Origin of the sequence: Streptomyces sp. NBC_00252 (genome assembly GCF_036187565.1) — a bacterium.
GTDB lineage: Bacteria > Actinomycetota > Actinomycetes > Streptomycetales > Streptomycetaceae > Streptomyces.
The window spans coordinates 353925-379496 of record NZ_CP108087.1 but is presented as its reverse complement, the minus strand read 5'-3'; the positions used below and the strand labels follow the sequence as shown (position 1 = coordinate 379496).

Here is a 25572-nt window from a genome sequence, read left to right as displayed (position 1 = left end):
GGCGGCGCACGCTCCGCGAGGAGGGTAGAGGTAGAAGGCCTGCGCCCCTCGCGCGGTGAGCCGCGACTCGACCTCGCGAAGCAGAACGGGGCGCTTCGATACCGGCACCGCGGTACACATAGGGGGAAGTCCGGATGCCTCCTCGTCCTTCGAGGGCGCTCACGGCGTCGCGTATCTGCTGTGACCGCCGGTACGGAGTGGCCTTGCCGCTCTACCGCTCGGTGGCGCCGTCCTCACCATCGATCTCATAGATCCGCTCCCGAAGCCGTTCACCGGCCCAGTCCAGCCCGACACCCAAGTCAAACCAGCGCCGATCCCTGCGGACTTCGGGCCCTGACAGGTTTACCGCCGCCCAGGAGAACACCCCTAGGAGGACAGAGCGGCCGTGCTGCGTTGCGCGCACGGACAACGCGAACGGCGCGGCGAGTGCCGCGCGGGTGAGCAACATGACCTGTTCGTCCTCAGAACGTTGACGCCCACCCGTGAGGAACCGGGGCGTTTCAAGGATCTTGACCCACTCGACCACTGAGTCTGCCACCTGGGCGCGCAAGGACTCTTCGAGGCCCTCCCGGACGGCACCCGCGGGATCATCACCGAGCCAGCCAAGCCAGTGATCAGGATCCGTGAGCTTGCTGAAGTCGTCCTGGGGCACCCCGTGACGGGGATTCTCCTGGTACTCACCTGTCAGCTTCCCGCTGCTGTCCACCAGCCACGCGCCGCGGATCGCCTCCGGAGGCACATAGCCGTTCGGGTCGCCGATGTGCGTCGGGTCGATCTCGGCCACGCTGCCACCCGGATTCTCAGCGGCCTCAGCCAGTAGCGCCGGCTCATCCGGTATGCCCCTACGCCGACTTCGCCAGCCGAAACGCCCCACGTTCCCACCCCTACCATTCACCGCCCAGTTGACCGCGATTGTGCCGCACCAGGCAGGACCGCATGAGGCCAGGTGCGGGTGACGGCGACGCTGGGTGGGGTTCGATGACCAGGAACTCGCACCAGCTCAACCTGTCGCCGGCAGCTCGGCAGGCATCGTCGGCGGCTCAGGCTCATCCCGTCGCTCCGACGCCCGCCGGTTCTCCTCCCGCAACGACGTCAGCCACGGCCACAGGTCCGGCAACGCCCGCCCCGGGCAAGCCAGCTCGTGCTCGATACGGCACCGCTGCTCCACCACCGGCGGACACACTCCGTAAACCGTCACCCGCCCGTCCGCCACCGTGATCCACCGACGCTCGGCGGGCACCGTATGCGCGGGCGGCTCCATGCCCGGCTCCAGCATCACCCAGTCACTGTCGAGCGTCGCCACCCGCTCCTGCGGCAGCCCGCAATACGGGCAGGTGAACATCGTCGTGTCGATCCGCGATAAACCCTCATCAGCCCCCATACATCGAGGCTGCACGCCACACCCGGACATGCGGCAGGGCGCGAACCGGACGGGACCACGGAGGTAGGCGATGCGGCGGGCGACTGGAGGCGAAACGGCAGGCGGCAGACGCGTGCACAAGCCACGCGTCGACTGGCCGAGGAGCGAGCATCCACGCCCAACTCGGGCCGCCGTGCCAGACAACACGAGCGAGATCGAGATCCACATAGATCGAGCGACCGGCGACGTGTACGCCCATGGACCCGGACTGCTCAAGCCCCTGGGGCGGGTCGAGCAACAGAACGGCGGACGGCGTCCTGGGACGACCAAGGCTCAAAGGTTCTACTGCATCCGGTCCGCACCGACCCAGGTCGCCGCACCCAGTTTCCCCTCGACCACGCATGCTGCCCTGAGTTTGCCGCACATCCCCGCCAGCAGCCAGGGCTACTGGTCTGGGGAGACACGCAGATCGTTTACGGGACGACGCTTAAAGGGTGTTGCACAAGGCCGTGAACTGGGCATCTCCGGTGTATGGCAGGGGTGTTGAGGGCCGAACGGGTGTGGGTGGAGACATTCACCGGGCTGCAAGTGACGCAGTTCGCGCGTCTGTTGAAAGTGGTGCGGGAGCGGGGCGGTAACGGCACCCTGCGGGGCCGGCCATGGTCGCTGCCGCTGGCCGAGCGGGTGCTGGTGGTCGCGGTGTACTACCGCACCAATCTGACGATGCGGCAGCTGGGCCCGCTGTTCGGTGTCTCCTCCTCCACCGTGTGCCGGGTCATCCAACGACTGGGACCGCTGCTCGCGATCGAGCCCGTCTCCCGCCCGGCCGATGCCCCGGAACGCATGTGGATCGTGGACGGCACGCTGATCCCGCTCCGCGACCGGTCGGTGGCCGCATCCAGCCGCAACTACCGGTTCTCGGCGAACGTGCAGGTGGTCGTGGACGCGGACACGCGGCTGGTGATCGCGGCAGCACGACCGGTGCCGGGCACGACGGCGGACGCCCACGCCTGGCGTGCGTCCGGGCTGAGCCGACACTGTGAGGGCGTGACGGTGCTCGGCGACGGCGCCTACCTCAACTGCGGCATGGCGGTACCGCACCGCAAACGCCCCGGACGGGCTCTGCTCCCGGGCGAGGAGGACGACAACGCCGCCCACCGCAAGGTCCGCGCCCGCGTGGAACACGTCATCGGCCGCCTGAAGAACTACAAGATCCTCCGCGACTGCCGACAGCACGGCGACGGCCTCCATCACGCGGTCCAAGCCGTCGCCCACATGCACAACCTCGCCCTCGCATCATGACCAGAAGACTGTGCTCACCCACTCTGGCCTGCCCGAACACGGCCTTGTGCAACACCCTTTAGGGAGAGGGTCTGTGAACCGGGTGCATTTGCCCATCTGGGACGCGTTCTGGACGCAGGTTGGACACAGGGATCGGAAAAGACTGACAAGGGCCGAGAAGGACTGAGGCGCCAAACCGCGTCTGAACTGGGAAAACGGCCGAGATGCGCATGGATCGACAAGGGCCGCCAAGATCCTCAAAGGACTCGAACTCCGTGTGCTGATCGGTTGCTTGGCCGACAGCTTGGGGAGGCGTACGGCGCGTGCCGCCCCGTAGCCGCTCCGGCGTCTTCCTGACCGAGCACATCCGACGCTTGGGCGACCGCCGGTCGGCGGCTTGGGTCAGGCCGCGTACGAGGGCTGATGTCCGAGGGCCGGGGCGGGGTCACAGCAGTCGGTCGACCAGCCCGTCGACGTAGTCCGGGGTGAGCGGGCCGATGCCGAACAGGACGCGGATATACATCGGGGCCATGATGTGGTCCAGCACGTCGAGCGCGCCGAGTGACTGCTCGCCGCGTTCGCGGGCGCGATCGAGCATGGTCTGCAGTTGCCGGGTGCGTTCGTCGCGGAAGGCGTCACGCGCCTGCAGCCCCTTCTGGCCATTGTTCGACAGGGCGACGGCCAGGCGCACCAACAACAGGCCGTCGGGTCCGGTGATCTCGCGGGCCACTTGGGCTGCGTACGTGCGCAGGTCGCCGACCAGGGTTCCGGTGTCGGGCATCGGCGACTGCGCGTTGAGACGGGTGAGCGCCACGTCGGTGAGCAGGGATTCAAGGCTTCCCCACCGGCGGTAGATGCTGCTGCCGGCCACGTTCGCGCGGGCTGCGACGTCGCCGACGGTGAAGTTGCCGTAGCCGTGCTCGTTGATCAGGTCGGTCACGGCCTGGTGCACCTCCGCGGCAACGCGGGCGCTGCGCCCGCCGGGCCGTCGGGGTCGCTGCTGTTCGTCCATCTCTCCACCTTAACGCAATTATCGCTTGCGTTTACGGAGTGATCCTCTCTATAGTCGCCTAACGCAACCGCTGATTGCTTTAAGGGTCGGAGGTTGACCGCGTCGCCCATCGAGAGGCGCAAGCCACCTTGAGAGGAACCACCATGACTGCATCGCTTGTGGCCGCGGGCAGCCGACCGAGCCGGTCCGTGCTGCTCACGGTGACCTGCCTGGGCCAGTTCATGGTCCTGCTCGACAACACGATTGTCGGAGCGGCGCTGCCCGACATGCAGCACCGGCTGCACACTCAGCTGACCGGTCTGCAATGGATCGTCGACGCGTACGTACTTCTGGTCGCCATGCTGCTCCTGTCCGGCGGCGTCTTCGCGGACCGGTTCGGACGCAAGCGGGTGTACCTGACCGGCGTCGCGGTGTTCACCGCCGCGTCACTGGTGTGCAGCCTCGCGCCGTCGGTCGGCTGGCTGATTGCCGGCCGGGTACTGCAGGGCGTCGGGGCCGCGGCGCTGGCGCCTGCCTCACTCGCCCTGCTCGCCGCCGCCCATCCTCTGCCGCAGGATCGAATGAAGGCCATCGGGCTGTGGGCCGGCCTCAGCGGAGTCGGTCTGGCCGCGGGCCCCGTGGCCGGCGGTGTACTGACGGAAGCCTTCGGCTGGCCCGCCATCTTCCTGGTCAATCTGCCCATCGGCGTGGTCCTGCTCCTGGTCGGCCTGCGCCACCTCGGCGAATCCCGTAACCCGAATGCCCCCGCGATCGACATCCCGGGCACGGTGCTGTCGGTGCTGGCGGTGGGGGCTCTGACCTACGGGCTGATCGAGGGCGGTGCCCGAGGGTGGACCTCACCGGTCATCCTGGGGAGCTTTGCCGCCGCGGTGATCCTCCTCGCCGCCTTCATCGCCGTCGAGGCGCGTGGACCCGCGCCGATGCTGCCGCTGCGACTGTTTGGGGAGCGGCTGTTCACCGTGTCCAACATCGCCATGGTCGTGGTGGGGTTCGCGCTCATGGGTTCGTCGTTCTTCTTCTCCCAGTTCTTCGTCTACGTCCAGGGCAGCTCGATCCTGCGTGCCGGCCTCCAGACTCTGCCGATGTCCCTCGCCATGGTGATCGTCAGCCCGTACGCAGGCCGGATCGCCGCCCGGTACGGCTTCCGGATCCTGGTCACCACCGGCCTGGCCCTGGCTGGCCTGGGACTGCTGGCGCTCGGCACAGTGCACGCCGACACCGGTTACGGAAACGTGTGGTGGCGGCTGGGAGCTGTCGGCATCGGTTTCGCTCTGGCCCTGTCCCCACTGACGGCAGCCGCCATCCAGGCAGTCAGCCCGCAGGAAGGCGGTCTCGCATCAGGCATCAGCAGCACCACCCGGCAGATCGGCGCGGTGCTCGGCGTGGCGGTGCTCGGCGCCATCGTCCGCGCAAGGCAATCCGGCGGCGCCTCTTTCGAGACCGGCCTCGACAGCGCCTTCCTCGCTGCCGGCGCCGTCACTCTGTCCGCCGCCGTGTTCACCGGCCTGTGGCTGGCGAGGTCCAGGCCCGCGAACGGGTCGGCGCCGCCTCAACGGTCCGCCGATCCCGGTGCGGTCACCACCTCGGACGAGACAACCGCGAACAGCCGTTGACGGCGACACCGACCTCGGGTCGGGATTCATCCCGCCGACGGCCGAGGGCGCCCGTTGACGACGAGCATGCTCTGACCCTGATCCGTCCGGACGCACATATCGCCTGAGCGTTGCCCGTCGGCGCGTGCTCCGACATTCTCCTGGTCGCGCTGCGGCGAGCCCTGTCCGCCTGTGCGGACGCCCCTGGACCAATGAGGTACCGCACCACAGGTCGGTCAACGGCCACGTACCGACAACCCACACACGACGAGGACATCCACCGTGCACGTACCCGCCGACCCCACAACTCTCCACCCCATGCCGGACCAGCCGCGGGTGGTGCTGCTCAAGCCGTTGGTCACGTCCCCGCTGATCGACGTCGGGGTGTACTCCTACTACGACGACCCCGATGACGCGACCGCCTTCGAGACCCGTAACGTGCTGTACCACTACGGGCCCGAGAGACTGGTCATCGGCAAGTTCTGCGCGCTGGGCACCGGAGTGCGGTTCATCATGAACGGCGCCAACCACCGCATGGACGACCCCTCCACCTTTCCCTTCCCCACGCTGGGCGGATCCTGGGCCGACCACTTCGACCTACTGACCGGCCTGCCCAACCGCGGGGACACCGTCGTCGGCAACGACGTCTGGTTCGGCCACAGCGCGACCGTCATGCCCGGCGTGCGCATCGGACACGGCGCGATCATCGCCAGCGGCTCCGTGGTCACCAAGGACGTCCCGGACTACGGCATCGTCGGCGGCAACCCGGCCCGTCTCATCCGCACCCGCTACAGCGACGAGGACATCGCCCGGCTGCTCGCGCTGGCCTGGTGGGACTGGCCCCCGGAGCACCTCAGCAAGCACGTACGAACCCTCATGTCCGGCAGTGTCGACCAGCTGCAGGACGCGGCACCCTCCCTCCCGCACCCCTGATCCAGCGCCCACGCCCTCACCATCACCTCTCGGAAGGCCGCCACCTTGCCCGCCGCGACCGATCTGACCCCTTTCACCGACTGGCTCAAAGGCCATGCCACCCCACTGAGCCACCTTGACCCTGCAGCTCCCCTTGACGACCTGGAACCGCTGCGCGACATCCTCGAGGGTGTCCGCGTGGTGGCCGTCGGCGAGCACTCACACTTCGTCAGCGAGTTCGCCGCGATGCGCCAGCGCATCCTGCGGTTCCTCGTCGAGCGCTGCGGCTTCACGGCTCTGGCCTTCGAGTACGGCTTCTGCGAAGCCATACCCCTCGACGCCTGGGCCCACGGCGAGGGAGCGGACGACAACCTCTCCACGCTCCTGGCCACCGCGGTTCCCATCGGACTCCAGGAGCCGGCGCGCTACATCCGCCGGCACAACCGCACCGCCGCGGAACCGGTTCGCTTCGCGGGAATCGACATCCCGGCGGCCGGCGGGTCGCTGCTCCCCGCTCTGGCCCCGGTCGCCGACTATCTCCGCCACATCGACCCGGAAACCCTGCCGACGCTCCAGAGCGCGACCACCATCGCCGCGTCCTTCGCCGGTGACTCGGCAGCTGTAGCCGCACCGGCATGGGCGCGCCTGACCACCACCGAGCAGGACACCCTCAGCGCGCTCCTGGCACGGCTGCTCATCCGATTCCGTTCCCTGAAACCGCTGTACCTCTCCCGCGGAGACCGCCACAGCTACGACACCGCCCTGCGATGCCTGGAGGCCGCCTGCCACGGCGACCACACGTTTCGCGCCATGGCCGGTCTCTTCGCCGGAGACGGGCTCACGGCCGACACCTCCGCCCGCGACCTCTACATGGCGGAATCACTTCTGTGGCATCTGAAGCGACTCGAACCCACGACCCGCGTCGTGTTGATGGCGCACAATGCGCACATCCAGAAGACGCCGGTCGCCTTCGACGGCCAACTCACCGGGATCCCCATGGGGCAGCACCTGTACCACGCCCTCGGTGACTCGTACTTCGCCCTCGGCCTGACCAGCGTCACGGGTCACACCGCCGACATGCGTCGGGACGAGACCGCTTCCTTCGGATTCACCGTTCACGACACCCCGCTGGAGCCCCCCGCGCCGGGAAGCATCGAAGAGGCCTTCGCCCGGACCGGCCTCGCCGTGGCTCATCTTGGACAGCCCCGGTCCAAGAACCTCATCGGCCCGGACCGCATCCGTTTGCAAGGGATCTACCAGCAGACCCCGGTCATCGACGCGTTCGACGGCATCCTCTGCACTCCCGCCTCCACCACCACCGATCTGGAGAATGCATGACCAGCAGGTTCACCGAATTGGTCGTCGACTGCCACGATCCGCAGCGACTCGCGGCCTTCTGGTGCGAAGCCCTGGACTTCACCGTGCTCGACCGCAGCGAGGGCATGGTCGAGATCGGCTCCTGGGAGCCAACCGTCGAAGCCGTCCGAGCCGGCCAGATGCCGCCAACCTTGGTGTTCATCCAAGTGCCCGAGGGAAAGACGGTGAAGAACCGGCTCCATCTCGACGTGAGCCCCATCGACGCCAGCACTGCCGACGAGGTCGCCAGACTGCTCAGCCTCGGCGCCACCACAGTCGACGTGGGCCAGGGCTCCACGCGCAGCTGGACGGTCATGGCCGACCCTGAGGGCAACGAATTCGATGTCCTGCGTACCCTGGCGCCCGCCGCCACGGGACGCCCACTGCAGAGCCAGGATGCGGCACCGGACCCGACCGCTCCAGGACCAGGCGCGGCGATCTAGACGCCGCGCGATCTCCTGGACGGCCAACACGGCGTACGACGCGCCGGCAGGCGATGGGCGCTGCCCTTCCTGCGCACCAGGGTTTCGGGGGTGGAAGCCGCGGCTCGGGGTACCGGCGGGCGGGTTCTTCGGATTGAGGCCTGCCGCTCGGAGTCTTGACGTGTGTGGATGAGCGCGGGGGCCACAGTCGGCCGGTGCATACCGTTCGCTAGCATCCGTGCGCATGACAATGAGGGGGTGGCGTTTAGGTGTCGTGGCGGTGCTGACAGCGATCTGTGTCTCCGGTCCGGGAAGCACGGAGACTGTCCGTACGGCGTCGGACCTCGGCCCTCTCCCGGCCGACAGCTACGCCTACACGTCACAGGACTATCAGCGATCGCAGCGGGCATCGGCGTTGCTGGTCCGGCAGTGCATGGCGGAGCACGGCCACCGGGACTTCCCGCTCGACCCCCGCTCTCCCGGCGACCCCGTCGTCGTCACTGCGGTCGGCACCGACTACGGTGTCCTGGATCTCGCAGTCGCCCGCCGCTGGGGCTATGGCTGGGACCCGGCCAAGTCCCAGGCCCTCCGGCCGAAGGGCCGCCGGATGACCAACGCCGAGGACGCGGACTTCCCCGCATGCAACGCCGAGGCGAGCCGACGGCTGCTGCGGGGCATCGACGTCAAGCGGGACTGGCTCTACGCGACTACACGGGAGATTGAGGTCGACAGGGCGGTTAGGCGGGACCCGCGCCTCCGGGCGGCTTGGGACGTGTGGTCCCACTGCGTGGCGGAACAGGGATTCACGCGCTATCCCGACCCCGTCGCGGCGTACTCGGACAGCGCCTGGCAGCGGGGGAATGACGGCAACACCAGGCATACGCAGCGTGAACGGGCCACCGCCGTCGCGGACGTCACCTGCAAGCAACGCCACCACACGGCCGAGGTCTGGCACTCTGCGCGGGCGCAGCAGCAGGCCTTGGACATCACACGGCACCGCGACCGCTATACCGCCGGACTGAAGGCGCTGCGGACTTACCGGGCAACAGTCGCCGAGGTGCTGCGGAAGCTCGGCTAGCGGGGTGTCGGCCAAGGAGATCGGCGCGTCACGTGATGGGCGCTCCGTCCGGCTGAGAGCCTGCCGCCGAACGTGCTCGGTCGAGATCGGTGCGCCACGCGTCCGCTGCTACCTCGTCCGACTGCCCGTGCATGTGAATCGCCGGAGCCGGGAGCCGAAGTCTCTTCCGGAGCTGACAGATCCCCGACGAGGATGCACCCTCTGCGCTCGCCTCGGGGCCGTAGACACCTTGCCGGTCGGTGGCTCACCCCTGATCGATCCGCTCGGCGGCGAATCGCGCCCCTTGCCAGACACTGCCGTTGAGGGGTACGTCAGGTGTGCGGCGTCGTTGCCGCCGTTGCCGCAGACAGGGTCGCCGAAGACGACGACCGCCTGACGTGATCGGCGAGCCCCGCGGGAATGGCGCGGCCGGAGCCCAGTCGCGTTCGGATGCCGAGGGCGATGTCGGTGACTCCGCCGCCCTGGGAACAGCCGCCCGGAATGAAGGACGTGTTGGCGCAATCGGCTGCCATTGACGTGACGCGAGTTGTCCCCGAGCCCGGGCGCTTCCCCGGTGCCGCGTGCGGAGACGTCCTCGACGTCGGGGCACGCGGCGGCAGGTAGGTGCAGGCCGCGCCGAGGACAACACCGACCCCGGCGAAGGACACGAGAGTGAGACGACGCCGTGAAGCACGACGGGACATATGGCACAAGTCCGTTTCCGCGGTATCGCGGGCTGTCGGCCCCGGCGGCCACCGGTGGGTGACTGGCGATGTCTTGACACCGAGTGAGGGCTGCCGGACGGACCCGACCCCGGTCAATTCCACAGCCCTCTCCCGGCCGTAGCCCTGTCGGGTTTCCCGCGCCGGCGCCGGGGCGTCGCACCTTCCCGGCCGCCGCTGGGAACTTGATGTGGTGTCCGGCGGGTCGGCCCGCCGGACACCACCGTCAGGTGCCGAGGCGGGCGCGCAGTCCCGGCTGGAGCAGGTCGCCGTGGGCGGTGACCATGTCGTCGCACAGGCGCCAGATGTCCTCGACGGGCAATGTCGCGGCGGTGGCCGGGTCGGTCATCGCCGCGTGCCTGATGTGTCTCGGGTCGTCTTCGAGGGCCGCCCGCACCACCAGGTCGTTCGCGCTCAGGTAGGTGCGGTTCAATGCCGCGAGCTGGGGCGGGAGGGCGCCGACGCGGGTGGGCTGGACGCCCAGCGAGTCCACCAGACACGGCACTTCGACCACGCCGTGGGCGGGGAGGTTGTCGATCAGACCGCGGTTGGGGACGTTGCCGTAGATCGTGCGCGGGGTGCCGGTGACCATGCTGTGGATGATCTGCGGCGCGTACTCCATCGTGCCCTCGACGGTGATCGGGGCCCCCGCCGCCAGCGCGTCGCGGGTCCTCTCGTACTCGGCCGTGTTCTCGTCGACGATCTTGAGGTACTCGCCGACGGGCAGCCGCAGCCGCTCGATCTCGCTCGTGTGGTGCAGGTACCAGGGGACGTACTCGGAGGAGTGTTCGCTGGTCTCGGTCGGGTAGTGGCCGAGCCTGCGGTACATGTCGACGCGGACCCGGCGGCGCAACTGCTCGTCCCCGGCGATCAGTTCGTCGAGTCTCGGGTAGAGGTCCTGCCCCTCGTGCTCGAAGCGCAGTACCCACGCCTGGTGGTTGACACCCGCCGCGTGGTAACTGACCTCTTCGTAGGGCACCTTGACCAGGTCGGCGAGGTCGCGCATCGTCCAGTAGACGGAGTGGCACAGTCCCACCACCCTGGTCAGGCCGGTGGCCTCGGTGAGGTACTGCACGTTCATCGCCATGGGGTTGGTGTAGTTGAACAGCCACGCCTGGGGGCAGAGTTCGGCGATGTCACGGCCCAGTTTCCGGAGGAAGGGGAAGGTCCGCAGGGCGCGGAAGATGCCGCCGATGCCGAGGGTGTCGCCGATGGTCTGGCGCACGCCGTAGCGCGCCGGTATCTCGAAGTCGGTGCGGGTGGCCTCCACCATGCCGATCTGCACGATGTTGATGACGAAGTCGGCCCCGGCCAGGGCCTCGCGGCGGTCGGCGTGGGCGGTGACCGTGGGGGCGGCGCCGAGGGTGTCGGCGATGCGGAGGGCGGCGGCGTGTGCGGTGGCCAGGCGTTCGGCGTCGATGTCGTGGAGCGCGACGTGCGCGGACCTCAGTTCGTCGAAGGCGAGGAGATCCGCGAGCAGACCCTGGGTGAAGACGACGCTGCCGGCGCCGACGAAGACGATCTTTGGGGTGGTCATACGGGGGTTTCCTCGGTCTCGGTGAGGCGGGTGAGTGCTTCGTCCCAGGTGGGCTGGGCGGCGGTGCCGCCGGGGGCGCGGGTGGACAGGGCGCCGCAGACGGCGGCGAGGCGCAGCGCGTCGGCCAGGGGCATGCCGTTCAGCAGTCCGGCGATGAACCCGGCGTCGAAACTGTCGCCCGCGCCGACGGCGTCGACCGGCTCGACGCGTATGCCCCGGGTGGTGAGGAGGCGTTCGCCGTCGTGGCACAGCGCGCCGTCGGCGCCGTTCTTGACGACGGTGACCGGTCCCCGGGCGGCGAGCCGGGCGGCGGCGCCGGCCGGGTCCATGACGTCGGCCGGGCCCGCTATGCCGGTGGGCGCGGCGAGTTGCCGTGCCTCGGCGGCGTTGGGCAGGAGGAAGTCGGTGTGGGCCAGGACGGCGGCGAGACCGGCGGGTTCCCAGCGGCCCGTCGGATCGTCGTTGGTGTCGACGGACGTGGTGGCGCCGTGCCGGCGTGCGGTGCGCAGGAGGTCCGGGAGCGCGGCGGCGAGGTGCGGCATCAGGAAGTACGAGGCGGAGTGGACGTGCCGGGCGGCTGCCGTCAGGGCAGGTGGCACGTCGTCGGCGGTGGTCGCGGCCAGGGTGCCGGACGCGGTGAGGATGGCCCGGTCGTCGCCCCGGGTGAGGACGACGGTCAGCGGGGTGAGCCGGTGGGGGTCCAGCGTCAGCGCCTCGGTGTCGACGCCGTGGGCGTCGAGACGGTCGCGCATGTACCGGCCGGCGTCGTCGTCGCCCACCCGGCCTGCGAACGCGACGCGCAGGCCGAGCCGTGCGGCACCGCAGGCGACGATCGCGCCGGAGCCCCCGACCGTGAGGGTGCCCGAGGGCACCAGTTGTTCACGCTGGCCGAAGGTGAGCGGGGTGTCGAGGGGGCCGATGACGACGTCCGGGTTGGCGTCGCCGATGACGAGCAGGTCGAAGGCGTGCGGCATTGCGGAGGTTCCTGCCTGAGTGGTGTGTGGCGGGGAGACCGGCGGGCTCAGCCCTTGAGCCCGCTGGAGGTGACGGACTGGATGAACGCCTTCTGTGCGACGAGGAAGGCGATCAGGACGGGCAGCACGGTGATGACGTTCCCGGCCATCACGGCGGCCCATTGGGTGTGGTGCTGTCCCTGGAAGGTCGTCAGGCCCAGCTGGAGCGTGTACTGGGTGTCGTGGTTGATGGCGATCAGGGGCCAGGTGAGGTCGTTCCAGGTGCTCAGGAAGGTGAGGACGGCGACGGTGCTGAGGGCGGGCCGGGACAGGGGGAGCACGATCTGCCACAGGACGCGCAGCCGCGAACAGCCGTCGATCCAGGCCGCCTCCTCCAGTTCGCGGGGCAGGGAGAGGAAGAACTGGCGGAGCAGGAACACCGAGAACGGGGTGACCAGGGACGGCACGATCAGCGCGCCGAGCGTGTCGATGAGGCCGAACTGCTTCATCACCAGGAACGTGGGGATCATGGTCAGCTGGAACGGGATCGCCATCGTCGCCAGCATCAGGCCCAGCAGCAGCCGGGAGCCCGCGAACCGCATCCGGGCGAAGGCGTAGCCGCCGAGGGTGCCGAAGACCAGGTTCGCGGTGACGGTGACCAGGCTGACGATGAAGGAGTTGGCGAACCAGCGCGGGAACATGGCGTTGCCCAGCACGTACCGGTAGCCGCCCAGGTCGATGTGAGAGGGCCACAGCGCGGGCGGGAAGCGGTTGATCTCGGCGTTGCTCATCACCGAGCTGAGGACCAGCCAGATCAGTGGCACCGCGAAGAGCAGGGCGGACGGCGCGAGCAGCAGGTGCCAGGCGCTGAACGGCTGCCGGGTCCGGCGCCGCCGCGAGTCGGGGCGTGCGGCGGGCGACGCGGTGTGCGCGGTCTCGGGCGGTGCGGAGAGGGCGGTCATGCGGAGGCTCCCTGGAGGCGGCGGCGGGCGACCTGGAAGATCAGGCCGATGACGCCCAGGGCGATGGCCAGGACGTAGGCGGAGGCGGCTCCGTAACCGGCGGTGGCGTTCTTGAAGGCCTGTTCCCAGATGAAGTAGACGATCACCGTGGTGGAGCCGAGCGGGCCGCCCTTGGTGGTGACGTAGACGAGGTCGAAGGTCTGGAGGGACTGGATGGTCTGCCACAGCAGGAGGAACACCGTCACGGGCCGCAGCGCGGGAAGGGTGACGTGACGCAGCAGGCGGCGGCGGTCGGCGCCGTCCAGGCGGGCCGCCTCGATCAGTGAGACGGATACGTCCTGGAGCGCGGCGAGATAGATGACCAGACAGAATCCGGTGCCGCTCCACAGACTGACGGCGACCAGCACGGGCAGCGCCTGGGAGGGGTCGGTGAGGAACCCCTGGGAGGGGATGCCGAAGCGGTGGAGCACGGCGTTGGCGGCGCCGAACTCGGGGTCGAGGATGAAGGAGAACAGCACGCCCTGCGCGGTCGCGGAGACCACGAACGGGACGAAGAACAGGGTGCGGTACAGGCCCACGAAGCGGATGCGCCGGTTGAGGGCGAGAGCGAGGGCGAGGCCGATCACCATGGACGCCGGCACGTACAGCGCGGTGTACAGCAGGGTGTTGCGCAGAGCCTGGCTGAAGTGCGGGTCCTGGGCCAGGGCGCGGTAGTTGTCCAGGCCGACCCACCGGCTGGGGGTGACCAGGTCGTCGGCCTGGAAGGACAGCAGCAGCGACCAGATGATCGGTACGACGCTCAGCCCGAGGATGATGAGGACGGCGGGCGTGACGAACGACCAGGCCATGGCGGCCTCGCCGGCGCGTCTGCGGCGCAGGGCACGGCGGTTGTCCGGGGGCCGGGACACGGTGATCGGGGTGGGCAGTCGCGACATGTCGGGGCTCCTCAACGCGGGATGAGCAGTGCGGCGTTGGCGTCGTCGGCGCAGGCGCGCATGGCCTGCGCGGGACTGCTCCGGCCGAGCAGTACGGCGACGACGGCCTGTCCGAGGGCCTGGGAGATCTGCGGGTAGGCGGCGTGCACGGGGCGCACGCGGGCGGAGTCGAGGGCCTTGGTGAACACGTCCAGGCCCTCGGTGGTGCGCTCCTTGTGCTGCCAGTCGGGCAGTTCGCGCGTGGCGTGGCTGAGGGGCAGGCTGCCCGCGCGGATGTCCCAGCGCACGTCCTGGGCCGGCTGCATGAGCCAGCTGAGGAAGGTCTTGGCGGCCTTCCCGCGTGCCTCGCCGTTGTCGAAGACGGTCCAGGTGTCGGGTCCGCTGATGGTCGTCGGGCGGCCGGTGAAGGTGGGCAGCGGGACCACGTGGTAGTCGACCTTCGCCTGCTGTATGTCGGGGAGCTGCCAGGGACCCGTGACGGCCATGCCCATGCGGTTCGACATGAAGACCTGGTACATCTGCTCGCTGCCGGGCTTCGGATCGACGTAGACGCTCTTGTCGCGGGCCAGTTGGGCGACGACCTCCAGGGCCCGGGTGCCGGTGTCGCCGAAGCCGATGTGCTTTCCGTCGTCGGCGACGACGTCCCCGCCGAGGTCCCAGATCATGGGCCACAGCCGCCAGACGGTGTCCTCGTCCCCGACCCCGGGCCAGCCGGTGCCGAAGCGTCCGCCGCGGGTGTCGGTGAGGGCTTTGGCTGTGGCGACGAACTCGTCCCACCGCCAGCCCGCCTCGGGCAGGGGCAGGCCGGCCTCGCGGAAGAGCTTCTTGTTGCAGACGACGGCGAGGGAGTCCAGGACGGCGGGGGCGGCGCGCACCCGGCCGTTGACGGTGACGGCCTTGCGGGCCGGTACCCAGTAGCTGGTCCAGGGGGTGGGCGAACTCTCGACCATGTCGGTGAGGTCGACGGCCTGGGGGCTGCGGGCGACGCTGGCCAGGTCGGAGCCGAAGATGTAGGCGATGTCGGGATAGGAGCCGGCGGCGAGGGCGGCCGTCACCTTCTGGAGCATCGCGTCGGCGAGGACGCCACCGCCGAGCCGGACATGGATGTGGGGGTGGCTGCTCGTGAAGGAGGCGACCAGGGACTCCAGCGCCTTCTTGCCGGTGTCGGTCTGGCCGTGCCACATCTCGATCGTCACGGTGCCGTCGGCGGCGACGCCGTCGTCGCGGCCCGCCGCGCATCCGGTGGCCGCCGTGCCCGTGGCCACCGCCGTGGCCAGGCCGGCGCCGGCGCGCAGTACGTCGCGGCGGGCGGGCCGCGCGCTGCGGGGGACCGCTTGCATGGATACCTCCGGTGGGAGCTGTGGGACGGGCGATGCGTGCAGAGGGAGGAGACCGGCGTGTGCCGTTGGAGACGAGTGCCGGGTGGGGGAGGAGCCGGTCGGTCGCCGGGGCCCGGTGGGGTGGTTCAGCGCCGGGGCCGGGAAGGCGGTCGTAACGCCGTCGGTCTCGTGGTCGCCGGAGCTTCGGCGGTGCCCGGCCGCCGGCCGCGGCGGGGCACGCGGGTTCGGTTCATGGCCGTGCTCCAGAGCGTGGTGGGCACGTCCCCGCCTCGGATGCCCGCGGGCTCCTGGCGACTCAGTCCGGGCTCCTGGCGCGTGGTCAGCTACCGGCTGGGCGTACCTCTTTCGCCGCGTCCTGCGTGTGCGGCGTTGGCCAGGATTTAAACGACGGTCACTGGCGTCTGTCAAGAGCTTCGGTGCTCGGAAGTGCGTGAAACTCCTTGGAAACACGCATCATTGAGCATGGCGGAGGGGGTCCGAGAGGGGATCCGAGCCTCGTGAAGCGGTCCGTGGCGGCTCGCGTGAGCCGCCACGGACCTAGGGAGAGCCCGGTCAGCAGGTCTTGCGGACGTACCCGCTGCTGCCGGCGGGGGAGACGTCGACGTCACGCTGGACGATGCTCAGCGTGCTGCCCCACGACCGGCACGCCTTCGAACGCCCGGAGTCGGTGTACTCGATCACGATGACGTTGGAGCCGAAGGCGCTGGTGTAGTCGCCGCACTCGTCGTACGTGCCGCATTCCTCCGCCACGGCGAAGTCCAGACCGTTGGCCGTGCGGTTCGCGGCCAGCTCGGAGGTGTTCTTCTGGGCGATGGCCAGACCGTCCGCGTGTGCGCGGGCGGACAGCAGCTTGATGAACGCCTGCGCGTTGTTCGCGGTCAGGCGGTTCCCCGAGCGCGTGTAGCTGTCGTAGTTGTCCGGTTCGACGGCCTGGAAGCCCTTGGTGTGGCAACTGTCGATCAGGGCCCCGATCTTGTCGGCGATCCGCTTGCGCTTGGCGTCGGTGCCGACGTCGAGGAGGGCCTCGCCCCAGTCCTCGTCGTAGACGACCTTGCCTGCGGAGTCGCGCAGCAGCAGGTCCGAGGCCCAGTCGCCCTCGGCGCCGGGCTGGGCCTGGAAGGCGTTCACGTAGCAGATGTTGTACAGCCCGGCCGCCGGGGAGGCGTCGTGGTCGCGGGTGACGACCTTGACGCCGGACGGCGGGGTGTAGGCGCCTCCGATCTGGTAGTCGAAGCCGACGTGGGTGGGGGGCAGCGTCATGGCCGCGGCCTGCGACGTGTCCGCCTGCACGAGCAGCGCGCCCGCGAGGGCGGCGACGCCGACGGCTGCGCCGACGACCTTCCGCGGAGTGGTGTTCATCAGGTGGCTCATGTATCGAGCTCCATGGGAAGAGGGCACGTCCCCGCCTCGGACGCGTGGGGCGTCCTGGCGACTCGGGCCGGGCTCGCGGCGCGGGGCCTGCATACCGGCTGGGCGTACCTCTGACGCGGAGCGGGGCTCCTGCGTAGTCCGGGAGTAAAGCGATCGCCGGAGCGGATGTCAACGAGCGCGTCGGTCGCTTGAGCCCGATGTGCCGGGGCGTCAAATGGTGGACGGGGGAACCGAGTTGACGGTCACCGTGCCGAGCAGGGCGCGGCGGACCGCGGGGTCGAAGTCCCCGGCGAGCGGCGCTGCCACGGCGGCTGCCGACAGTGCCACGGCCTCCACGAGCCGCTCCGGCCAGGCATGTCCGGCGGTCAGCCCGAGGGCGAGAGCGGCGACCGCCGCGTCCCCCGCGCCCGTGGGGTTGCCCGCGACGGGGGCGGGCGGCCGGGCCCGCCACACACCGTCCGGGGTGTGGGCGAGCAGCCCGTCGGGGCCCAGCGACACCACCACGGCCCGGGCTCCCGCGGCGGTCAGAGCGGCCGCGCCCACCGCCGGGTCCTCGCCCCCGGTGACCGCGGCGAGTTCGTGGATGTTCGGCTTCACGACATCGGGACCCTCGGCGAGCGCCGCCAGCAGGGCCTCGCCGTCCGCGTCCAGCAGGGCGGGCACGCCCGCGGCACGGGCCAGGGCGACGAGCACGCCGTAGGCGTCCGCGGGTACGCCCGGCGGCAGGCTGCCGGAGAGGACCACGGCCCGTGCGCCGCCCAGAAGTTCGCGGTACCGGCGAGTGAACCGCGCCCACTCGGCGGAGGTCACCGGCGGTCCGGGCTCCAGCAGGATCGTGGTGTCGCGGTCGTCGACGACGGCGACGGTACGACGGCTTTCCCCGTCGATCGGGACGAGATGGTCCGCGATGCTCGCCGCGGCGAGGTCGGCGCGCACGGCGGCGCCGGTCGGGCCCCCGGCGAGTCCGGTGACGGCGGTCCGCTCACCGAGTGCGCGCAGGACCCGGGCCACGTTGACGCCCTTTCCGCCGGCCCGCTGGCTGACGTCGGAGACGCGGTTGCTCGCGTGAGGACGGAGCCGGGCGACGCGGTGGGTGATGTCGAGGGCGGCGTTGAGGGTGACGGTGAGGATCACTGCTTCTCCTTGGACGGTGGCCGGAATCGTAGCCAGAATGCTCGAAGTTGCTCGCTAGAGGCATTGATAGAGCAGTTTCAAGCATCTATGGTCAGGGGCGTCACAGCGAAACCCGGAGCCCGGCTCCGGGTCCGGAGGTCTGCCGTGACGCCGGCCCAGCGCCCGGGCCCCGCAGCCCACGACCCTCCGGCCGCCGCGCCCTCGCGGCGCCGAGCGGCTTCTTCCCCGCCGCGACGAAGACGAAGGGAACCCGCATGACCGAGCAGCCGCCGCCCGAACTACGCCTGGGAGTGGTCGGCGTCGGCCAGCGCGCCGGACTGGCCGCCCTCGCCGACCGGCCCGGACGGGCCCGGGTGGTCTCGTGCGCCGACCCGGCCGAGCGCGGACGCGCCGACGCCCGCACGCTGTTCGGCCCCGGCGTACGGCTCCACGAGCGCTACGAGGACATGCTCGAGGACGACCTCGACGCCGTCTTCGTCCTGACCCCCGACGACCTGCACACCGCGCCCGCGCTGTTCTTCCTCGAAGCGGGCGTCGCCGTGTTCGCCGAGAAGCCACTGGCCATCACCCTCGACGACTGCGACCGGGTACTGGCCACCGCCGCCCGCACCCGCACCCGCCTCTACGTCGGCCACAACCTGCGGCATCTGCCGGTCCTGCGCACCATGCGCCGTCTCGTGACCGAGGGCGCCATCGGGACCGTACGGGCCGTGTGGTGCCGCCACTTCGTCGGCCACGGCGGCGACTACTACTTCAAGGACTGGCACGCCGAACGAGCCCGCACCACCGGCCTGTTGCTCCAGAAGGGCGCCCACGACCTGGACGCGATCCACTGGCTGGCCGGCGGCAGCGCCCGCACCGTCACCGCGCTGGGCGACCTGGCGGTCTACGGTGCCGACACGCACCGGCGCTCCGAACCTCAGGGCTCGCGGCGGGTGCAGGACTGGTTCGACGAGGGTGTCTGGCCGCCGTCCCGACTGCGCGACCTCCACCCCGTTATCGACGTCGAGGACATCAGCATGGTGCTGACCCGCCTCGACAACGGCGTCCTCACCAGCTACCAGCAGTGCCACTTCACCCCCGACTACTGGCGCAACTACACCGTCATCGGCGACGAGGGCCGCATCGAGAACCTCGGCGACGGCATCGAGGGAGACCCGCCGGTCGTCAAGGTCTGGAACCGGCGCCGCTCCGGCTACCGCCCCGAGGCCGACCGCACCCTCGGGGCCGAGAGTGCCGAGAGCACGGATGCCGCTCACGGCGGCGCGGACCAGGCCCTCGTCGACGAGTTCCTGCGTTTCGTCGCGCACGGCGCCGCCACCGACACCTCGCCCGTCGCCGCCCGGGAAGCGGTCGCCACGGGCATCGCGGCCACCGTGTCCCTGCGCTCGGGGGGCACCCCCGTCGAGGTGCCCGCCCTCGCCCCGGACCTGGCCGACTACTTCGCCCGCCACCAGCCCGGTTCACGCGGCCCGGCCGCCCGGACCTCCTGACCCCAGTCATCCACCGCCATCATCCGTGGGCGCCGAGACGCGCCCGCGCGCACACCGAGGAGCACCAGCATGTCGTTCATAGGCGAGGAGATCGCCCGCCAGCCCCAGGCCTGGCTCAAGGCCGCGACCGCGGCGAGCGGGTCCGCGGACCTGCTGCCCCGGCCGGGCGAGCGGGTCGCCGTCGTCGGCTGCGGCACCTCCTGGTTCATGGCCGAGGCCTACGCCGCCCTGCGCGAGGCCCGCGGCCTGGGCGAGACGGACCACTTCGCGGCCTCCGAGTTCCCGCACGAGCGCACCTACGACCGGCTGGTGGCGATCTCCCGGTCCGGCACCACCACCGAGGTCCTGGAACTGCTCGACCGCCGGCGCGGCCGCTACCCCGCGATCGCCCTGACAGCCGACACCTCCACGCCGATCGTCGACGTCGCCGACCACGTCCTCGACCTGTCCTTCGCGGACGAGAGGTCCGTGGTACAGACCCTCTTCGCGACCACCGCGCTCACCGCCCTGCGCGCCGGACTGGGCGAACCGGTGGAGCCGCTGGCGGAGGCCGCGCGCACGGCACTCGACGCGCCCCTGCCCGAGGAGTGGGTGACCGCCGAGCAGATCACCTTCCTCGGCCGCGGCTGGGCGCACGGCATCGCACGCGAGGCATCCCTCAAGATGCGCGAGGCCACCCAGAGCTGGACGGAGTCCTACCCGTCCCTGGAGTACCGCCACGGCCCGATCTCGATCGCCGCGCCGGGCCGGCTGGTCTGGCACTTCGGCCCGGACGCGGTCGGGCTGCGGGCGGACGTAGCGCCCACCGGCGCCCTGTTCGTGGACCATCCCGAGGACCCGCAGGCCGACCTGGTGCGCGTCCAGCGGCTCGCGGAGGCCGCCGCCGTCCGTAAGGGACTGGACCCCGACCGCCCGCGTGCGCTGACGCGCTCCGTGATTCTGGATCGCCCCGCCCCCTGACCACGCCCGCCGCACAACAGCCCCGCCCTGCCGCCCAGGGCCCCTGCTTCTGATCACCCTGAAAGGACGTCATGCTCTGCCGCAGCGCGGACCTGATCGCCGAAGCCCACGCGTCGGGTTCCGGGATAGCCGCCTTCAACGTCATCACCTTGGAGCACGTCCAGGCCGTCGCCGACGCCGCGCGGCGCACCGGCAGGCCGGCGATCGTGCAGATCAGCCAGAACGCCGTACGCCACCACGGCGGTGACGTCATGCCGCTTGCCGCCGCTGTGGCCGCCGCCGCCCACGGTGGGGAGATACGGCTCGCCCTGCACCTCGACCACGTCGAGGACACGGCCCTGTTGCACCGGACCGCCGAGTGCGGGGCCAGTTCGGTGATGTTCGACGCCTCCAGGCTGCCGGACGCGGAGAACATCGCCGCGACCCGCGAGGCGGCGCGGTGGGCACATGGCCAAGGCCTGTTCGTGGAGGCGGAGTTGGGCGAGATCGGCGGGAAGGGCTCGGCGCACACCCCAGGAGTGCGCACCGACCCCGCCGACGCGGCCCGGTTCGTGGACGAGACCGGCGTCGACGCGCTGGCCGTCGCCGTGGGCAGCAGTCACGCGATGGTCTCCCGGACCGCCGCGCTCGACCTTCGACTGATCGAGCGGATCAGCGAAGCGGTGCCCGTACCGCTCGTTCTGCACGGCTCGTCGGGAGTGCCGCACACGGCGCTGCGGGACGCCGTGAGTCACGGCATGACGAAGATCAACATCGGGACCCTGCTCAATGTCTCCTTCACCCGGGCCGTCCGGGCCACCCTGGCTCAGGACCCGAAGGTGGTCGATCCGCGCCGCTATCTGGGCCCGGCCCGGGATGCCATGACGGACGCGGTCTCCGACTGCCTCATGGCACTGACCACCTCCGACTCGCCCTGAAGACAAGGCCGTTCACCGCGGAACGAGCCGCGTCGGGCGATGCTGAACGGGGGGTAGCGGACAGGGGGGACCCTGGGCGGATCGACCCGGTGCGTGGGGTGGGGGACGAGGCGCTCGATGCTGCCGCCCACTCAGCGGCGTTTTTCGTAGGACGGAACGCTCAGTTCGGAGTGCTGACGATCGCTCACGGCGCCGTGCTTTCGGCCCGTGTGCTGTTGCTGGGGTCCGGTCGGCCGAGTCGGGCCGAACTGGCAAGCGCGTACCGGGTTTTGGCAGAGGTGAGCCCGAGGGTGTACCTGCCGAAGCTGGTCGACGCCGTGCTCGGGCTGTACTACGGGGGCCGGGATCTGAAGGTGGACCTCACTCTGGCTGAGGAGGCGTCCTGGGCTGCTCGCAGGATGGAGAGCGGGGCGCGGAATCGGGCGGGGCGGCTGCGCAGGGCCCTGAACGCCTATCAGACCGTGCTGTTCTCTCTCGGGCGCAGGGGGGAAGGGAGCGTTGTCTGCGAGGAGTTGGCCGAGGTCGGCGACAGCGATCGGCTGGCGAGCGTCCTGGCCTAGGAGAGGCGCTTCAGGGAAGCCGCCGAGCTGTTCTGGATGACCCCGTACGACCCCGTTCGCGGGGCTGAGCGCCCGCGCACCTTGAGCAGGTTGGTGACCGGCTGCGGAGGGAGGGAGCCTACGCGCCGGGTCGCGGGCGGCTCTGGGGACTGCCGCTGGCGGACTGTCGAGCGCATGGCCGTTCGCGGCGCCGAGGCGGTTCGGCAACTGAATCCGGGCACCAGGCGCGCACCGACAGGGCGCGGCGCCGACTGCAGCCAGAATCCGCCAACTCGTTACCGGATCCGTCGAGTCGCTTGCGTGTTCCGTGCGTACCGCTGACTACACCCGTCCATGGACGGATCTACGACCTGCAGGAGGTACGGTGCGGTTCTCTTGGAATGTGACGGGAGCTTTCATTGTCGGCGGCGCCATGAGTCTTGCGGTCGCGGCCCTCGTCCACCCAGGCACTGCGGGTGTCAGTTCTGCCTCCGCCTCCCACGACAGCATCATTTCCCAGACACCTTGGGGCCCTCTGACCGAGTCGGACCGGGACTTTGTCGTGAAGGTCCGTGCTGCCGGGCTATGGGAATACCCTGTCGGCCAGCTCGGCCTACAGAAAGGCTCAACAGAAGCTGTTGTTATCGCGAGTCGACACCTTATCGACGGGCATGCCGCACTGGACGCCACCTGCCGCAAGATAGCACCGATGTTGAACATCATGCTGCCCAATTCCGCGAGCCCTCAGCAGCAAGGTTTTGTTTCCGCACTGACGGAAGACACGCGCGAGCAGTTTGATTCGGACTTTTCCAACATCCTGCGAATGACGCACGGATCGATCTTCAACACGGTGGCGAAAATCCGCTCCACCACCAAAAATACGCTCGTACGCGCCTTGGCCGACCAAGCCAACGACACCGTGCTTGATCACATCACCGTCATGGAAAGAACGGGCCTGGTCAATTTCGACCAGACCCTCTTGCGGCAGACCACTCCGCCCAATCTCCCTTCGTCCGACCTCACCCCACCACCTCCGTCCCTTGGGCAGTCGACCGTGGTTCTCGCCCCGCCGCCGAACGCCACTTCCACTCCGGCGAACATCGATGCAATCATCGGAGTCGGGGCTGGGGCAGCTCCCAGTTCGACCTGACCGAGTAACTAAGTGCCTGCAACAGAGTCATGGCCGGCTTTCTCGAGGTATTGCAAGCTGCCCCCGTAGGCTTCCGACCCGGTATGCGGGGCGCCCGGAAGGTCTCCGCCAAGCCTGCTGCCCACCCCTGCGAGCAAGGGCCCCGTGTGTGCCCGAGTTCTCCGCCGTAGTGCGCGTACGAGATCAACGGAGGTCCGGAGATGGGCGGTTGGGCGTCCTGCGCGACATACCGGCGCGGTTGCCGCTCCTCCTCGCGACTACGCATGACGGCGTCGGCCCGCCACCGGGGTACTGGGGAGGAGCGTCGGCATCACCACGTGTCGCTCGCCTCGACGGGCAACGGGCAGCCCCAGCCCGGCTGTGGTGAGCAGCCGGATGAAGACGTCGTGCCGGTCGGCCTGGGAGACGCGTGGTGGATGAACGGCATCTCAGGTCGTGTTCAGTGACACCTGGGTGAGCTGCTGTGTGAGGTCCCACATGCGCCGTGCGTCCTCAGGGCTGCGCAGGCGCGAGTAGAGCTTCTGTTCCGTGGGCCGGCCGCCGACGCCGCCGACGCCGTTCGGTCCGAAGAACTTGCCGCCTTGGTCGCCGGGTGTCGTGGCCGCCATGAGTGCGGGCAGACCGGCACTCATGACGGTCCCCGTGATACCGAGCCGGGAGAGGGCGGTGATCACCCGACGGGCCGGAACCGATTCGGTGCGGCCGATCTCGGGGCGCGCCGCGAGCAGGTTTGTCGGGGCGATTCCGGGGTGCGCGAGGTTGGCGCTGATGCCCCAGCCGCATGCCCTGCTGCGCCGGTCGAGCTCAAGGCCGAAGAGGCCGTAGGCGATCTTCGACTGGGAGTACGCGCCCATGCTGTTGTAGGAGCGTTCCCAGTTGAGGTCGTCCCAGTTCACGGCACCTCGGTTGGCTGCGATGCTCAGTTGCAGGGTCACCCGCGCGTGTCCTGCGCGCAGCAGCGGCAGGAGGTGACCGATGAGGGCCGCATGGCCGAGGTGGTTGGTGCCGAACTGCAGCTCGAAGCCGTCGACGGTGGTCTGCCGCTCGGGCGGGTTCATGACGCCTGCGTTGCCGATGAACACATGGATCGGATCGCCCTCCTGCCGCAGCGCCTCGCCGAGCGCGGCGGCGGACTCGAGTGAGGAGAGGTCGAGGGAGCGCAGCGACACGCGCGCCTTCGGCTCCCGCTCGCGGATGGCCGTCAGCGCGGCCTCGCCCTTGCGGTGGTTGCGGACGGGCAGGATCAGCTCGGCGCCTGCCGCGGCGAGGCGGGTGGCGATGACGAGCCCCATGCCGTCGCTGCCGCCGGTGAGGACGACGCGCTTGCCGGTGAAATCGGGGATGGTGACGTCGATGGGGCGGGGTGCCATGGTGGCGTGCTCCTTCTGTCTGTCGAGCGGTCTCTACGAGCATGTGACGTCGCCGTGGCCGTATCCAGGACCTGCCGATCAGTGGCTGGCCGGGGCGTCGTCGGCTCAGGGGTGGATCGGTAGACCGTGGATGCGGACGTCCGGGCGAGGTAGAAACGATCGGGACGAGAGGATCCACATGGAGATCGATCGCACCGGGCTGGCGGAATTCCTGCGGCACCGGCGTGCGGCGCTGCAGCCGGAGGATGTGGGGCTGCCCCGTGGCCGGCGCCGCCGGACCGGGGGGCTGCGTCGCGAGGAGGTCGCGGTGCTCTGCTACATGTCGACGGACTACTACGCGCGGCTGGAGCGCGCCCGTGGGCCGCAGCCGTCCGGACAGATGATCGCCTCGATCGCGCAGGGTCTGCACCTGAACATCCAGGAACGCGACCACCTGTTCCGACTCTCCGGACATGAGCCGCCCGCGCACGGAGGTGAGAGCGAACAACACATCGCTCCCGGGCTGTTGCGGATCCTGGACCGTCTTGACGACACTCCGGCCGAGATTGTGTCCGAGCTCGGCGAGACACTCCGGCAGACCACTCTGGGCGTGGCACTCTCGGGCGATCTGACCGGCTTCCGAGGCCCAGCACGCAGTCTCGGCTACCGCTGGTTCACCGATCCCGCCACACGTGGTCGCTACGCCGCCGACGACCACGAGTACCTCTCCAGGGTGTACGCATCGAAGCTGCGGGAGGTCGTCGCCAGACGCGGTCCGCAATCCCGGGCGGCCCATCTCGCGGAACTCTTGCTGAATGAGAGTGAGGAGTTCCGCGCGCTCTGGAATCGCCACGAGGTCGGCGTGCTCCCCACGTCCGGAAAACGCATCCTCCACCCGGAAGTGGGGCTTCTCGACCTGGAGTGCCAGACGCTGCTCGATCCCGAACAGTCACACGTTCTGCTCGTCTACACCGCCGTGCCAGGCAGCGAGACCCACGAGAAACTGCGACTGCTGTCGGTCATCAGCGCCCCGCTCCGCTGACGCCTCACGGGTGTGGACGTCCTGATTCGCCGAAGTCCACTCCCGGGGTGAAACAGCAGTTCCGACCTTGCTGGGCGTCTGTGCGGCTTAGGCCGACCCATTGGTCCTCCCGTGGGACCTCGCCGCCCGGGCATTTGCTCCGACTCGCAGCGCGATCGGACCCGTCCCAGAGAGGC

23 protein-coding genes are annotated in these 25572 nt (G+C 69.8%); 12 read left to right on the top strand and 11 right to left on the bottom strand.

Annotation, left to right across the window (positions count from 1 at the left end):
- Positions 1 to 211 precede the first annotated feature (211 nt).
- Positions 212 to 784, bottom strand: coding sequence for a hypothetical protein (locus OHT77_RS01695; protein WP_328826104.1), 573 nt, complete (start codon positions 782 to 784; stop codon positions 212 to 214).
- 216 nt (positions 785 to 1000) lie between these two features.
- The gene (locus OHT77_RS01690; protein ID WP_328826103.1) at positions 1001 to 1381 is read right to left on the bottom strand and encodes a DUF6083 domain-containing protein; all 381 of its coding nucleotides are present in this window, start codon (positions 1379 to 1381) and stop codon (positions 1001 to 1003) included.
- A gap of 510 nt (positions 1382 to 1891) precedes the next feature.
- On the opposite strand from OHT77_RS01690, the gene OHT77_RS01685 reads away from it, so the two are divergent.
- Complete coding sequence (locus OHT77_RS01685; protein ID WP_328826102.1) at positions 1892 to 2662, top strand: transposase family protein; 771 nt, start codon at positions 1892 to 1894, stop codon at positions 2660 to 2662.
- Positions 2663 to 3086: 424 nt separating this feature from the next.
- Here the strand turns inward: OHT77_RS01685 and OHT77_RS01680 are convergent, their stop codons facing one another.
- Entirely contained in the window at positions 3087 to 3653 is a 567-nt protein-coding gene (locus OHT77_RS01680) for a TetR/AcrR family transcriptional regulator (protein ID WP_328826101.1), read from the bottom strand.
- 143 nt (positions 3654 to 3796) lie between these two features.
- On the opposite strand from OHT77_RS01680, the gene OHT77_RS01675 reads away from it, so the two are divergent.
- From OHT77_RS01675 to OHT77_RS01655, 5 genes are all read left to right on the top strand, one after another.
- The gene (locus OHT77_RS01675) at positions 3797 to 5266 is read left to right on the top strand and encodes an MFS transporter (RefSeq protein ID WP_328834119.1); all 1470 of its coding nucleotides are present in this window, start codon (positions 3797 to 3799) and stop codon (positions 5264 to 5266) included.
- Between the two features lie 261 nt (positions 5267 to 5527).
- Positions 5528 to 6178 carry a CatB-related O-acetyltransferase gene (locus OHT77_RS01670; RefSeq protein ID WP_328826100.1) on the top strand — a complete coding sequence of 217 codons (651 nt, stop codon included), beginning with the start codon at positions 5528 to 5530 and terminating at the stop codon, positions 6176 to 6178.
- A 45-nt stretch (positions 6179 to 6223) separates the two neighbouring features.
- Complete coding sequence (locus OHT77_RS01665) at positions 6224 to 7495, top strand: erythromycin esterase family protein (RefSeq protein WP_328826099.1); 1272 nt, start codon at positions 6224 to 6226, stop codon at positions 7493 to 7495.
- Positions 7492 to 7956, top strand: coding sequence for a VOC family protein (locus OHT77_RS01660; RefSeq protein ID WP_328826098.1), 465 nt, complete (start codon positions 7492 to 7494; stop codon positions 7954 to 7956). The genes OHT77_RS01665 and OHT77_RS01660 overlap by 4 nt, the downstream gene beginning before the upstream one ends.
- A gap of 253 nt (positions 7957 to 8209) precedes the next feature.
- Positions 8210 to 9013, top strand: a complete 804-nt coding sequence (locus OHT77_RS01655; protein WP_328826097.1) for a hypothetical protein — start codon at positions 8210 to 8212, stop codon at positions 9011 to 9013.
- 927 nt (positions 9014 to 9940) lie between these two features.
- Here the strand turns inward: OHT77_RS01655 and OHT77_RS01650 are convergent.
- The 7 genes from OHT77_RS01650 to OHT77_RS01620 form a co-directional block, all read right to left on the bottom strand.
- A complete protein-coding gene (locus OHT77_RS01650; RefSeq protein WP_328826096.1) occupies positions 9941 to 11251 on the bottom strand; it encodes an alpha-glucosidase/alpha-galactosidase in 1311 nt (436 codons plus the stop codon).
- Complete coding sequence (locus OHT77_RS01645) at positions 11248 to 12225, bottom strand: carbohydrate kinase family protein (RefSeq protein WP_328826095.1); 978 nt, start codon at positions 12223 to 12225, stop codon at positions 11248 to 11250. The genes OHT77_RS01650 and OHT77_RS01645 overlap by 4 nt, the downstream gene beginning before the upstream one ends.
- Before the next feature lie 47 nt (positions 12226 to 12272).
- A complete protein-coding gene (locus tag OHT77_RS01640) occupies positions 12273 to 13166 on the bottom strand; it encodes a carbohydrate ABC transporter permease (RefSeq protein WP_328826094.1) in 894 nt (297 codons plus the stop codon).
- The gene (locus OHT77_RS01635) at positions 13163 to 14101 is read right to left on the bottom strand and encodes a carbohydrate ABC transporter permease (protein ID WP_328826093.1); all 939 of its coding nucleotides are present in this window, start codon (positions 14099 to 14101) and stop codon (positions 13163 to 13165) included. The genes OHT77_RS01640 and OHT77_RS01635 overlap by 4 nt, the downstream gene beginning before the upstream one ends.
- Positions 14102 to 14112: 11 nt before the next feature.
- Positions 14113 to 15441, bottom strand: a complete 1329-nt coding sequence (locus tag OHT77_RS01630; RefSeq protein ID WP_328826092.1) for an ABC transporter substrate-binding protein — start codon at positions 15439 to 15441, stop codon at positions 14113 to 14115.
- A 552-nt stretch (positions 15442 to 15993) separates the two neighbouring features.
- Positions 15994 to 16812, bottom strand: a complete 819-nt coding sequence (locus tag OHT77_RS01625; RefSeq protein ID WP_328826091.1) for an endo alpha-1,4 polygalactosaminidase — start codon at positions 16810 to 16812, stop codon at positions 15994 to 15996.
- 210 nt (positions 16813 to 17022) lie between these two features.
- Positions 17023 to 17946 (bottom strand): 1-phosphofructokinase family hexose kinase, encoded by a 924-nt coding sequence (locus OHT77_RS01620; RefSeq protein ID WP_328826090.1) that lies wholly within the window; start codon positions 17944 to 17946, stop codon positions 17023 to 17025.
- 254 nt (positions 17947 to 18200) lie between these two features.
- Here OHT77_RS01620 and OHT77_RS01615 point away from each other — a divergent pair, with 254 nt between their 5' ends.
- From OHT77_RS01615 to OHT77_RS01595, 5 genes are all read left to right on the top strand, one after another.
- Positions 18201 to 19439: a Gfo/Idh/MocA family protein gene (locus OHT77_RS01615; RefSeq protein WP_328826089.1), complete on the top strand. Its 1239-nt coding sequence runs from the start codon at positions 18201 to 18203 to the stop codon at positions 19437 to 19439.
- Between the two features lie 69 nt (positions 19440 to 19508).
- Positions 19509 to 20399, top strand: a complete 891-nt coding sequence (locus tag OHT77_RS01610; RefSeq protein ID WP_328826088.1) for an SIS domain-containing protein — start codon at positions 19509 to 19511, stop codon at positions 20397 to 20399.
- 71 nt (positions 20400 to 20470) lie between these two features.
- Positions 20471 to 21316, top strand: coding sequence for a class II fructose-bisphosphate aldolase (locus OHT77_RS01605; protein ID WP_328826087.1), 846 nt, complete (start codon positions 20471 to 20473; stop codon positions 21314 to 21316).
- Positions 21317 to 21606: 290 nt separating this feature from the next.
- Positions 21607 to 21876 carry a hypothetical protein gene (locus OHT77_RS01600; RefSeq protein WP_328826086.1) on the top strand — a complete coding sequence of 90 codons (270 nt, stop codon included), beginning with the start codon at positions 21607 to 21609 and terminating at the stop codon, positions 21874 to 21876.
- 412 nt (positions 21877 to 22288) lie between these two features.
- On the top strand, positions 22289 to 23005 hold the full coding sequence (locus tag OHT77_RS01595) for a DUF4142 domain-containing protein (protein ID WP_328834118.1): 717 nt from the start codon (positions 22289 to 22291) through the stop codon (positions 23003 to 23005).
- A 428-nt stretch (positions 23006 to 23433) separates the two neighbouring features.
- On the opposite strand, the gene OHT77_RS01590 is transcribed toward OHT77_RS01595, so the two are convergent.
- Positions 23434 to 24375, bottom strand: coding sequence for an SDR family oxidoreductase (locus OHT77_RS01590; protein ID WP_328826084.1), 942 nt, complete (start codon positions 24373 to 24375; stop codon positions 23434 to 23436).
- 178 nt (positions 24376 to 24553) lie between these two features.
- Between OHT77_RS01590 and OHT77_RS01585 the strand changes: the two genes are divergently transcribed.
- Positions 24554 to 25396 carry a helix-turn-helix transcriptional regulator gene (locus OHT77_RS01585; RefSeq protein WP_328826083.1) on the top strand — a complete coding sequence of 281 codons (843 nt, stop codon included), beginning with the start codon at positions 24554 to 24556 and terminating at the stop codon, positions 25394 to 25396.
- The last annotated feature ends 176 nt before the right edge of the window (positions 25397 to 25572 follow it).

Excerpts from the sequence above, each read along its gene's own strand:
- OHT77_RS01690 (WP_328826103.1), bottom strand. The coding sequence starts at position 1,381 with ATGGGGGCTGATGAGGGTTTATCGCGGATCGACACGACGATGTTCACC.
- OHT77_RS01685 (WP_328826102.1), top strand. The coding sequence starts at position 1,892 with ATGGCAGGGGTGTTGAGGGCCGAACGGGTGTGGGTGGAGACATTCACC.
- OHT77_RS01680 (WP_328826101.1), bottom strand. The coding sequence starts at position 3,653 with ATGGACGAACAGCAGCGACCCCGACGGCCCGGCGGGCGCAGCGCCCGC.
- OHT77_RS01675 (WP_328834119.1), top strand. The coding sequence starts at position 3,797 with ATGACTGCATCGCTTGTGGCCGCGGGCAGCCGACCGAGCCGGTCCGTG.
- OHT77_RS01660 (WP_328826098.1), top strand. The coding sequence starts at position 7,492 with ATGACCAGCAGGTTCACCGAATTGGTCGTCGACTGCCACGATCCGCAG.
- OHT77_RS01650 (WP_328826096.1), bottom strand. The coding sequence starts at position 11,251 with ATGACCACCCCAAAGATCGTCTTCGTCGGCGCCGGCAGCGTCGTCTTC.
- OHT77_RS01645 (WP_328826095.1), bottom strand. The coding sequence starts at position 12,225 with ATGCCGCACGCCTTCGACCTGCTCGTCATCGGCGACGCCAACCCGGAC.
- OHT77_RS01640 (WP_328826094.1), bottom strand. The coding sequence starts at position 13,166 with ATGACCGCCCTCTCCGCACCGCCCGAGACCGCGCACACCGCGTCGCCC.
- OHT77_RS01635 (WP_328826093.1), bottom strand. The coding sequence starts at position 14,101 with ATGTCGCGACTGCCCACCCCGATCACCGTGTCCCGGCCCCCGGACAAC.
- OHT77_RS01630 (WP_328826092.1), bottom strand. The coding sequence starts at position 15,441 with ATGCAAGCGGTCCCCCGCAGCGCGCGGCCCGCCCGCCGCGACGTACTG.
- OHT77_RS01625 (WP_328826091.1), bottom strand. The coding sequence starts at position 16,812 with ATGAGCCACCTGATGAACACCACTCCGCGGAAGGTCGTCGGCGCAGCC.
- OHT77_RS01615 (WP_328826089.1), top strand. The coding sequence starts at position 18,201 with ATGACCGAGCAGCCGCCGCCCGAACTACGCCTGGGAGTGGTCGGCGTC.
- OHT77_RS01610 (WP_328826088.1), top strand. The coding sequence starts at position 19,509 with ATGTCGTTCATAGGCGAGGAGATCGCCCGCCAGCCCCAGGCCTGGCTC.
- OHT77_RS01605 (WP_328826087.1), top strand. The coding sequence starts at position 20,471 with ATGCTCTGCCGCAGCGCGGACCTGATCGCCGAAGCCCACGCGTCGGGT.
- OHT77_RS01595 (WP_328834118.1), top strand. The coding sequence starts at position 22,289 with ATGAGTCTTGCGGTCGCGGCCCTCGTCCACCCAGGCACTGCGGGTGTC.
- OHT77_RS01590 (WP_328826084.1), bottom strand. The coding sequence starts at position 24,375 with ATGGCACCCCGCCCCATCGACGTCACCATCCCCGATTTCACCGGCAAG.
- OHT77_RS01585 (WP_328826083.1), top strand. The coding sequence starts at position 24,554 with ATGGAGATCGATCGCACCGGGCTGGCGGAATTCCTGCGGCACCGGCGT.